Here is a 3,897-nt window from a genome sequence, read left to right as displayed (position 1 = left end):
CGGTGAGAGCATGGCTATCTATCATTTGTCTTCGCAAATAATAGGACGTTCAGGAGGGAAAAGTTCGGTAGCAAGTGCCGCTTACCGTTCTGGTGAAAAAATACAAGATGAACATATCGGGCAAACCTTCGACTACACCAAGAAAATGGGCGTGGATTACAAAGAAATTCTTGCTCCCGACCATTCCCCGGCCTGGGTGCAAGATCGAGGGCAACTATGGAACCAAGTGGAACTGGCTGAACGTAGGAAAGATGCCCAACTAGCCAGGGAGTTAAATATTGCCTTACCCAAGGAACTCAGCAAAGAACAGCAGATTGAGCTAATCCGGAGTTTTACCAAAGAGAAATTCGTGGATAAAGGCATGGTTGCCGACATCACCATGCACCACCTAGACGGTGAAAACCCTCATGCTCATGTCATGCTAACCACCAGGGAAATCGGACCTGAAGGATTTGGCAAGAAAAATCGAGAGTGGAATGATCGGGAACTGCTTAAAGATTGGCGCAAGGAATGGGCAGAACGGACAAACCAAGCACTTGAGAAAGCAGATATTTCAGAGCGCATCGACCATCGAAGCCTAAAAGATCAAGGAATTAAAAACCGACTACCGCAAAAACACATTGGTGTTCATGCCAGTGCCATGGAAAAGCGTGGCATTCAGACTGAGCGCGGAAATCAAAACAGGCTCATCCTGGAGATCAACGCAGATTTAAAATCGTACGATCAAGATAATGCAGTATACAAACAGGCTGAAAAGCAATATCAAAAAGCTAAGAGTGAAGCAGACATACATGCAAGCAAGCCAACTCCAGTACAACCCCAACCAAAACCATTGGGGCCAGAAGAAAAAGAAGTCAGCAACGAAATAAATACTCGGGATAGGAATAAAGCGCATGAGAAACCAACCCCGCCGATCCACGAGCAGACACAACCAACAACGAGCTTTAATCAAAGTTTTGATGAGATTATCAAAGGCATGGAAACGGACGGAAACACGCAATCAAAAGCGTTGGAGCCGATGGAAAAGGAAGTTGGTAACGGAAGAAACACACTTTCTGTTGACGATTGGAAAAAGGAAATTTTACAGGCAAAACAGGTCACAGTACAACCGCAACAACAACCCCAGGAAAAGACCTACCAGGAGATAAGAGCAGACTTCGACCAGGCCAGGATAGAATTTGGCAGACAACAAGAAGCGATTGATAGACTTGATAGTCAGCTACGTTCAGAGACTTTCAAACTGCAAAAGTTTGACAACTATGAGAAGCGGATCGGCGAGGTTGAAGAGAGATTAGGAAAGCTAAGTAGTTTCAAGCCATGGCAATGGAATGAGAAAAAAGCCCTGGAACAAAGCAAGGCGAGATTGATTAAGGACAAGCAAGCTGATTTTGGAGAAACGGAGCGAGGACACATTGTGCAGCGCATCACGCAGCTGCACAGTGAAAAGAGATCGAAAGAGAAGAAGCTGCCTGACTTAGAAAAACGCTATAAGGAGACAAAAGGCACTTACGATCAACGCTCGGCAGAGATAAAGGCCATGAACCGACAAAGGGATTTCGTCAAGAGCAAAGACCTTTTAGAGCGGTATCAGACCGGCGAGAATATTTCTGACAAGGATAAGCAGTTAATAAATTCTTTCTCCAAGGAACTGAACATTAAAAAAATCCGCATAGAGAGCCTAGATCGAGCGAGATAAAGGCATCCAATTTACAGAAATTAGGAAAAGTGGACTGTGATTTCGTAATATATGCCAAGGGGGAGAACGACCTCCCCCCGCATCGAATTGTACCCAGCTCAACCGCGCAAGGGGAAAAATTTTCTCGACGAAAATTTGTTCTTGGACCCTTGCACTGGGTAATTCTTTTGGGTCTTGGGTAACGGTCGCTAAGGGGGAAGTCAGGCAGAAAAGGGCGCATTTTCAAGTCCGAATTTCCGTAAATTGGACATGGTAAGTTAACGAGCCTTTGAGAAGTGTCAAGGGTGATGCGAGGGATACCGCAGGGCGTAAGCCCGAGGATATGCTCGTCATCATCCCATTGACACGTGCCACGAACCAATAAGCTGAAGGACGGGGAACGTCCCTTTGACCCAAAATTCCCTCCCCACAGCAAAAGGGACTTCCCCTTGGCTAGCGCCGAGCGTCTTCGGTCTTCGTTTCCCCTGACCCGAAATTTTAATACATGCAACGCCCTGTTCGCAGGGCGTACTTTTTTTTCCAGTTGGAAAGAGAAAAATAAGGGTAAAATTGCATACCATAAATTTACATAAATGGAAGTTGAGAAGTGAAAAAACGACGGAAAAACGACTATATTTTATACATAGACATAAGGGAGGGTAAAAAAAGTGAGGAATTGCAAGTGTTAGAGCTTGTCTTCATATACCAAATATGGTATGTTGTATACCAATAATGGTATATGAAAGTGAGGTTGAAAAATGGAAATTGAAAGGGTGGGGAAACTCAGTAAAAATACAATTACAACTGAGTTCGATTTAGAAACAGGTGAGATTAAAAGACAGTATGCCGTTGTAGAAATCCAGAGAAAACAAATACCGGGAGGTTTTTTTATGGCGATGCAAGAGGGATTTACATATCTAGCGAAACTTGATTTAACTGGAGAACAACTCAAAGTTTTATTTTATATCATGGGGAAATTGGACTTTGAAAATTATATTCTGCTTCAGCAAAAAGAAGTTGCTGAAGCCTTAAACATGAGGCAACCACACGTTTCTAGAGCTTTTGTCCGTCTTGTTGAAGCAGGAGTTATTCATGAAGGCCCGAAGGTTGGTAAAGTCAAAACTTATCGCCTAGATCCGTCTTTCGGCTGGAAAGGCAAAGGTAAAAACTATGTAAAAGAGGTCAACAGATTGCGGTTAGTAAGAGGGGGAAAACATCTTTCTAAAAAGGAGAATTAAAGCCATGACAGATGAGCAGATCGAGCATTGCATAGCTCAGGTAGATGGGAGCTTTGCCATGGAGGGAATGTCTCTGACGGAAGAGGACAAAAAGGTTCTTAGACGGTTTGCTAAAGGTGAAATCACTATGGAGCAGGTCATAGCAAGTGCGAGGGAAATTTACGGTCATAGCAACGAAAAATGAAAAGTTGCAACGAAACTTTTGTTTCTTTAGCCAAGATTCGATAAGGACAAATGACACCCTGGTTAATACCAGGGTGTTTCTTCGTCTAGGTAATATACACGAAATCACCGTCCATTAGAATAATTATAAACAGGCTTTTAAACACCCTTCTAAGCCTTTGAAAGCTTGTCCGGGGTATTGAAGCCTTCGCCACATCGTTATAAACGAACCACGCCCTAAATTTTACGCTTAGAAGTCATTTTCTTTTCTTCACTCTGCGCTTGAATAAGGGGTGATTTTTCCTCGATATATTTTGCCACTTCAGCAAAGGCATCTGGATGACTGCCAAAATAGTTGGCCAGAGCTTCAGCATCGTAGGTACTTTTAACAGGCAAATGACTTTCTATGATCGCGCCGATCTGAATAAGCCGCCTGGTTCTCTCTTTCCTGTCCATGGTAGAGATTTTATTTCGAATGAGCTTTTCTCGTTCGGCTAATTGCTGTTTCTTTTTTTGGATTTCTTCCAGTGTTTCCATCATGCTTTTACGCATAACTGACACCCCCCTCAAACATTCGCATCTAGGATTGTTATTTGTGATTATATCACAAATAACAATCCTAGTGCTCGTTTTCGTGGACTGCTATGATTGCACTACTCATGCCCTCGTAGTACAATCATAGCAGAACGAAGAAAGTCCGAAAGGCGCACTTATACATTGCTCCGCAATGTGTGCGACAGGGATTGCATCCCTGCACCCTGCAAGCTTCGTGATTTATATTTCAATCCTTTGGATTTCAATAAAACACTCAGCACGAAAGGA

The 3,897-nt window shown here is 43.3% G+C and carries 4 protein-coding genes; 3 read left to right on the top strand and 1 reads right to left on the bottom strand.

The genetic code is table 11. From position 1 onward, the window contains the following. The first annotated feature begins 10 nt into the window (after nt 1-10). From mobQ to DESACI_RS22885, 3 genes are all read left to right on the top strand, one after another. A complete protein-coding gene (gene mobQ / locus DESACI_RS23345; RefSeq protein ID WP_014825138.1) occupies nt 11-1,696 on the top strand; it encodes a MobQ family relaxase in 1,686 nt (561 codons plus the stop codon). A gap of 737 nt (nt 1,697-2,433) precedes the next feature. Then, the gene (locus tag DESACI_RS22890; protein WP_014825137.1) at nt 2,434-2,913 is read left to right on the top strand and encodes a replication/maintenance protein RepL; all 480 of its coding nucleotides are present in this window, start codon (nt 2,434-2,436) and stop codon (nt 2,911-2,913) included. Nucleotides 2,914-2,917: 4 nt separating this feature from the next. Then, the gene (locus DESACI_RS22885) at nt 2,918-3,097 is read left to right on the top strand and encodes an antitoxin VbhA family protein (protein WP_014825136.1); all 180 of its coding nucleotides are present in this window, start codon (nt 2,918-2,920) and stop codon (nt 3,095-3,097) included. A gap of 215 nt (nt 3,098-3,312) precedes the next feature. Here the strand turns inward: DESACI_RS22885 and DESACI_RS22880 are convergent, their stop codons facing one another. Next, entirely contained in the window at nt 3,313-3,627 is a 315-nt protein-coding gene (locus tag DESACI_RS22880) for a hypothetical protein (protein ID WP_014825135.1), read from the bottom strand. Nucleotides 3,628-3,897 lie beyond the last annotated feature (270 nt).

Source organism: Desulfosporosinus acidiphilus SJ4, assembly GCF_000255115.2.
Lineage (GTDB): Bacteria > Bacillota > Desulfitobacteriia > Desulfitobacteriales > Desulfitobacteriaceae > Desulfosporosinus > Desulfosporosinus acidiphilus.
The sequence above is the reverse complement of the archived record's forward strand: the minus strand, read 5'-3'. Positions and strand labels throughout refer to the sequence as shown.

Bases quoted from the DNA above. Each gene is read 5' to 3' on its own strand.
- mobQ (WP_014825138.1), top strand. From the start codon at position 11: ATGGCTATCTATCATTTGTCTTCGCAAATAATAGGACGTTCAGGAGGG.
- DESACI_RS22890 (WP_014825137.1), top strand. From the start codon at position 2,434: ATGGAAATTGAAAGGGTGGGGAAACTCAGTAAAAATACAATTACAACT.
- DESACI_RS22885 (WP_014825136.1), top strand. From the start codon at position 2,918: ATGACAGATGAGCAGATCGAGCATTGCATAGCTCAGGTAGATGGGAGC.
- DESACI_RS22880 (WP_014825135.1), bottom strand. From the start codon at position 3,627: ATGCGTAAAAGCATGATGGAAACACTGGAAGAAATCCAAAAAAAGAAA.